General features: G+C 70.5%; 4 protein-coding genes and 1 pseudogene. 4 read left to right on the top strand and 1 reads right to left on the bottom strand.

Annotated features, from left to right (window positions below):
* Positions 1-1,855 precede the first annotated feature (1,855 nt).
* Positions 1,856-2,290, bottom strand: coding sequence for a DUF6426 family protein (locus tag ABD946_RS42370; RefSeq protein ID WP_425558492.1), 435 nt, complete (start codon positions 2,288-2,290; stop codon positions 1,856-1,858).
* Positions 2,291-4,297: 2,007 nt separating this feature from the next.
* On the opposite strand from ABD946_RS42370, the gene ABD946_RS42365 reads away from it, so the two are divergent.
* The 4 genes and pseudogenes from ABD946_RS42365 to ABD946_RS42355 form a co-directional block, all read left to right on the top strand.
* Positions 4,298-4,699 (top strand): NADP-dependent isocitrate dehydrogenase, encoded by a 402-nt coding sequence (locus tag ABD946_RS42365; protein ID WP_425558497.1) that lies wholly within the window; start codon positions 4,298-4,300, stop codon positions 4,697-4,699.
* Positions 4,700-4,822: 123 nt separating this feature from the next.
* A complete protein-coding gene (locus ABD946_RS01835) occupies positions 4,823-5,536 on the top strand; it encodes an NADP-dependent isocitrate dehydrogenase (protein ID WP_345279357.1) in 714 nt (237 codons plus the stop codon).
* Between the two features lie 27 nt (positions 5,537-5,563).
* Positions 5,564-5,668 (top strand): NADP-dependent isocitrate dehydrogenase, encoded by a 105-nt coding sequence (locus ABD946_RS42360; RefSeq protein WP_425558496.1) that lies wholly within the window; start codon positions 5,564-5,566, stop codon positions 5,666-5,668.
* Between the two features lie 25 nt (positions 5,669-5,693).
* Positions 5,694-5,969 (top strand): annotated as a pseudogene (locus ABD946_RS42355) (NADP-dependent isocitrate dehydrogenase); the annotation flags it as partial.
* Between the last annotated feature and the right edge of the window lie 31 nt (positions 5,970-6,000).

Genomic DNA, 6,000 nt, shown 5'->3' with positions numbered 1-6,000 from the left:
CACGCACGCACGAACCCCTGCGTGCGAACAGCAGCACCCCGAAGACCGAGCACCCGCAGGTAGCATGCAGTTTACAGGACTGTTCCCGCGCCTGGAGACCACCATACTCCCGTCCACAGCGAAAAGGTCCTGACGCGCCGGTCGCTCCCCACCTCGGTTCTCGTCCACCTTCTCGCACCATGCGAACTCGTAGAACGGCTGTGCCCGATCTCAGGGCGTGTCACCCGCCGTGAACGTCACCACCGACAGCGCGGAAACGCTCGCCCCCGGAGCACGGTCCACTGCACCGCCCGCGCACCAGCCCCTGCCACGGCGACCCCGCCCCGTCCGCGAACGGCGTCGCCCACTCTCGCGACGTCGTGTCGGCGTACACCCCAGCACCACCAGGCGCCGCCACGTGGCCACACAGGCGATCAGCGCAGGGGATCATCCCGAAACCCACCAGCGCCGTGGCCGGCACCACCCAGCTTCTGGCCCTTGACCAGATAGCCCATCCCCGCGCAGAAATCACGCATGCCGCGCAGCCTACGGGCCCGGCTTGAGCGTCTTTTCGAGTTAGGCGGAACAGGAACGCTGGTGGTCGAGCACGAACCCGTTTCCATAGTCCCCTCCAGATGCTGGCCCGGCACCACGCTTACCGCCCGCGGCCGGGGGTATGGTCGGCGGCACGTGGGCTCGCCTCTCATGACCGACGCCCACGACCCCGCCTGATGGTCACACCGGGTGCTCACCGACCACCGGACCGGTCCAAGGCCAACAGCGCCGTCTGCGAGCACCTCGACACACCGGGCCGCCGCGCTTGCTGAACGGAGCCGCAGTTTTCCCCCGCCCGGCGGCGGGGAGACGGCCGGACCCGTCGGATCCGCACCAATCGGCCGACTCCGCTCCCGCCGAGGGCGCCGCGACTCAGTGGACGCCGGCGGTGAATGGCTCGTCCAGGGATCGCGACCAGGCGTGGGTGGAACAGCGCGCCGGGCAGGCTGCGGGTGCTGGGGTCAGGACCCCGGGCCAGGGTTCAGGCGGGTCCAGGGCGGGGCCCGGGGCGCGGGTGGTGCGGCCCTTCAGCCACTGGGCCGAGACGGCGGGGGTCGGCGGAGGTGGGCCAGGACTTCCGCGGGGCCGCGGATCTCCCTTGGGCCCGGGTCCATCGCGGCGGTCGCTGAGCACCCGCCGGTACGCCTTGTTGAGTTGTGGCGATCCGGTGGGTGCGCCGTCTTCGGTGGGACCATCACGCGCGAAGTGTCGCCCCCCAGGCCATCAGGTCCGCCGTGCGACCGCGGGCTGGCGAAGGCTCGTCGTCTCGCCACATGGCGATTGCCGTGCACCAGCCGCCCAGTCCACAGCAGCCAGCAGCGCTCCGGGCATCAGCCCGGCGGCCACCAGGTCGCACTGCGCCAGCAGCCCACATGCGCCCGACCCCGTTGCCGTCGCGGCGAACGGATGGATCGTCAGCAGCGGATCGTGTGAGAGCGCCGAGGCGTCGAGCGGCGGGGATGGTGTGGGTCGCCAGGCCCCACGGTACCAGGCGCCGCATCCTGCTCGTCAAGCTCTCGCCCCGGGGGCCGGTGCCGAAGAGGACGAGCCCGGCCGTCCGGCTGCGGGTGACGGGGTGACGTTCCCCGCGGAACCCGCCCCGGCCCGGGATGCTGGGGGTCGCGGCGGCGATCAGCCGGTGCAAGGTTCGGCGAGTGCGTTGGGGGGCGAAGCACGGCCGCCGGCCCGGGTGTCGCGGCAGCTCCTCCCGGACCGAGTGGACGGCCAGCAGGCCGGCTTGTGGTCCGCTGCCTCGGCGCGTTCGAGATCGCCTCGGCCAGCTCGGCCCTCGTCCGTGGTGTGCAGGTGTGTGCCGGTGGTGCTAGTGGCCGTTCGGAACCGGGGGACGGTGGAAGTGTATAGGTCGGGTTGTCGAGCGGGAAGCGGCCTTGGTCAAACTCGGCAGCGGCCCGGCCAGCGCCCGCAGGCGGTCCCCGGCGGGGAACCGCCTCGGCGTCCAGCGGCGGGTTCGACGGGGAGCACCCGCCGACCCGGCCGTCGGAGAGAGACGGAGAAACTCACTGACAGGGAACCGAGCGGACGGACGCCGGGGGGTCTCCTTGACGGTCGCGTACTCCGGGCCGCTCCGGCGTGAGGATCTTGTAGTAGTGTTCTGGTACCCACGTACATTCGCCCAGCTCATGCCCGGCGGGATGGTGACCTCGATCGCGTGGCTCACGCTGGTTCGTCCGCCGAAGGTGACCCCGAGGCTCGCCGACAGGATCGAGTAGGCCGAGGCCGAGATGTTCCCGGTCACCTGGTTAGGTCACGTTGTACGAGGATGTTGATGGTCTCCTTCAACGGGTTGGTGCTGTGTTCTTGATGCGAGTTCTGGCCGCAATCCTCCCTTGGTGCCTCCGCACCGATCTCTTCGTCGACGGATAGTCCCTCCCCGAACCGTCGCCGCCGCCTCCGCCGCGTTGGCCCAGTCCGCGTTCCACACCGGAAGGGAGGAGGGCACCTCGGGCATCTCGGACAGGCCCTCGATGATCACCTGTTGCATGTACTCGTCGCCCAGGTCGTTGGAGCTCATGGTCCCAGTCGTCGTCGCACTGACTGGTGTACCCGTCGCAGTAGGACGCCCGAGGGGCGATGCTCGGAAAGACGACGGCGGGCACCCGCAGTGAGCACGGACGTGCCCAGTGCGACGGGTGGCGAGCATGGTCCTCAGCTTCACGGTTTCTCCTCTGGTGGCGATCGGGCACCCTGGTCGCGCCCCGCCGGCGGAGGGATGACTCCGGAACGCTGGGGCGGCCGCAACACTGACACAGCGTCAGAGCATCAGCCAGGATGAATTCAAGCAACATTGCATCAGCTCATATGAATCACCATGGTCTAAAGTCCGGCCCTGTGAAACAGATCTGACTACGTGTCCGCGCCCTCCGCCGGCACGCCGGGCTGATGGCCGGACGCCACCGCGAAACGCGCAATCACCACCCCGGGTCCCGCTGCCCCGACTGGACCCTCGACGACCTGCTGTTCCACACCGGCACCGTGCACGCCTTCTGGACCGGAGACGGCCGACGGCACCCTCACCGACCCCGACACCTGGACCGGCGCGGACGGACGTTCCCCGAGTGACCTCTGCCGAGCTGCCGGCCTGGCTGGCGGCGGGCGGGGCCCCCCGGCCGAGGCCGCCGCGTGCCACCGTGGAGGTGCTTCGATTCCGGCGGAGCCGCGGGTGGTTGTTCTGGTCCACCCCGGTAAGGATCGCCGGGTTCAATCCAGCGGCGGTTTGGGCCCAGGGAGACCGCCGTGCACACCTGGGCGCCACTCGACGCCCTCGGCCTGGCACGACGAGGCGATCGAGCGCGAGCTCTGGCCGACCGACGGCGTCGAGGGTTTCCTCCACGGTTCTGCCGCCACGAGACCCCGGCCGGCCGGACTCCCGCCGACGGCCTCACCTGCACGCCCACCTGACGGCCCCGGCGAGTTGGACCCTGCGGGGTGGCCGGGGACGGGCACCTGGCAGCTCCTCACGAACAGCCAAGGGCGCCGTCGCCGTCCGCGGCACCGCCTCCGACCTGCTCCCTCTTCCTCTGGCAACGCCGCACCCCGGCCGACCTCGAGTCTTCGGCTCCCCGGGGACCTTGACTCGCCGCCTTCACCGCCTTTCCGCGCGACTTGATCCCCCCGGGGGCCGCGGTGGTTGAGCGCCGGTGCCTCCGGCGGGCGGGAAGGCCTCGTACTTCTGCACCGCCGGGGTCCGCGCAGGAGCACGGGGAGCCTCCGGCGGGACGCGAGCGAGCAAACGGGGAGACGCCTTCGGCGGGGCTCGCGTTCGGGAGACACCGGTTCGCGCCTCCGGCAGGGCCGCGGGAGCGGCGGGGCGGGGGCGGGAAGGCCTCTTCGCTTCCTGCACGCCGGGGGCCGCGCAGGAGGCACGGGAGCCTCCGGCTGCGCCCGCCCCGTCCCGTCGGCCCGCCCCGGCCCCGCCGGCGGCGCCCACCGACCCCCGGCCGCTCCCGACCCGCCCGCCGACTGGAAGAAGTCTGGGCGGGTGTTGGTTGTCAAAAAAGGGAGCTGTCAGGGATATCTTGATGTCGAGACGTTGTAGCCGTGAAGCGGAGTACCGATGACTGACTCGACATCATCTACACCCCACACCCGACGGAGGCGCCGCCCTGGCGACGTACTTCGTTTCCTCCCGGATCGTCCAGGCCTACGCCTCGACCGCGGGCTGGCGGGTGGAGACGCGTGACATTCTCCCTGGCCGGGCCGATCATCGGCCGCCTTCCCGGAGCGTCTCGAAGAGGGCCAGCGCATCGGACGACGCCCTCGCGGAGCTGGGCGAGCTCGCCAGGACCCCGCAGGCCCAAACATAATCAGCTCCCGAAACGTCTCCGCCTCGATCCCGCAGCTCAAGGCGGCCGTGCCGAGCGCTGAGGCCCAGGGCTACGCGCTCCCGGACTACCCGGACGAGCCGCAGACCGACGAGGAGCGCGACGTGCCGGCGCCCGCGTACGACAAGGATCAAGGGCTCCGCGGTCAAACCGTCCTCCGCGAGGGCAAACTCCGACCGCCGCGCCCCGCTCCGGTGAAGAAACTACGCACGCAAGGCCCACCCGCTCACCGGCATGGGCGCCTGGACCCCGGCGAGTGCAAGACCAACGTGTCGCCACCATGGGGTCAACGACTTCGCTTCCAACCGAGAAGTCGACCGTGATCGCCGAGGCCGGCGGCGCTCAAGATCGAGGCTGGTCGCCCCGCCGAGGGGCACCACCACCGTGCTGCGCGTGAGTCCGTTCCCGGTCAGGGCCGGGCGAGGTCGGGTCGATCGCCTTCGGTCATGCGCGGTTCGCACGCGCTAGCGCGCGAGTTCCTCGCCGCCCAGGTCGCCGAGGCCAAGGGCCCAGGGCGTGCTGTTCCGGTGCACCTCAAGGCCACCATGATGAAGGTCTCCGACTGCCGCGCGTCTTCGCGGCCACGTGGTCCGCGCTTCTTCCCGAAGACCTTCGCCAAGTACGGCGTCCGACCCTGCCGCGGCCGGCCTGAACCCGAAACAACGCCTCGGGCGGCATTCCATGGACGGCCTGGACAAGCCGCCAACGGCGCCGAGGTCAAGGCCTCCTTCGAGGCCGAGCTCGCCGACGGGCCCGGCCCTGGCGATGGTCGACTCGGACAAGGGCTATTCACCAACCTGCACGTGCCGGTCGACTTCATGGTCGACGCCTCGATGCCGGGCCATGATCACCGCACTCCGGCCACAAACATGTGGGGACCCGGACGGCCAGGAAGAGCAGCGGACACGCCTCAGCCGTCCTGCCGGACAGCTGCATACGCGCGCGGCGTCTACTCAGGCCGTCATCGAGGATCTGCCGCGCTCCACGGCGCGTTCGACCCGGCCATTCCATGGGCTCGGTCCGAACGTGCGGCCCTAGATGCGGCCCAGGCCGTCCGAGGAGTAAAGTACGGCGAGCCAACGACAAGACCTTCGAGATCGCCCAACCCGCGGCACCTGTCGCTGCCTGGTCGGACGCCTCGGGCGAGGTCGTGCTGGTAGCAGAGCCGTCGAGGCCGAGACGACGACATCTTCCGCGCCTGGCCAGACCAGGACGCCCCGCTCCAGGACTGGTCCAGCGTGGCCGTCAACCGCGCCCGAGCGCACCGCTCCCCGGCCGTCTTCTGGCTGTGACGAGACCCGTGCCCACGGACGCACGGTGCTGATCGGCAAGGTCACGCGTACCTGCGACAGCGACGACACTGAGGGCTCTGACCATGCGAGATACCTCTCCCGGTCGAAGGCCCACCGCCTACTCGCTGGAGCAGGCATCCGCCGCTGGCTTGGTCGAGGACACATCGTCGAGGTCACCGGCAACGTGCTGCGCGACTACCTGACCGACCCGTGTATCCCCGCGATCACTGGAGCTGGGCACCAGCGTACCAAGATGGACATCTCGGTCGTCCCGCTGATGAACGGCGGCGGCCTGTTCGAGACCGCGCACGGCGGCTCCGCCCGAAGCCACG

This window comes from Kitasatospora albolonga (assembly GCF_039535905.1).
Lineage (GTDB): Bacteria > Actinomycetota > Actinomycetes > Streptomycetales > Streptomycetaceae > Kitasatospora > Kitasatospora albolonga.
This window is presented reverse-complemented; position numbering and strand designations above follow the sequence as displayed.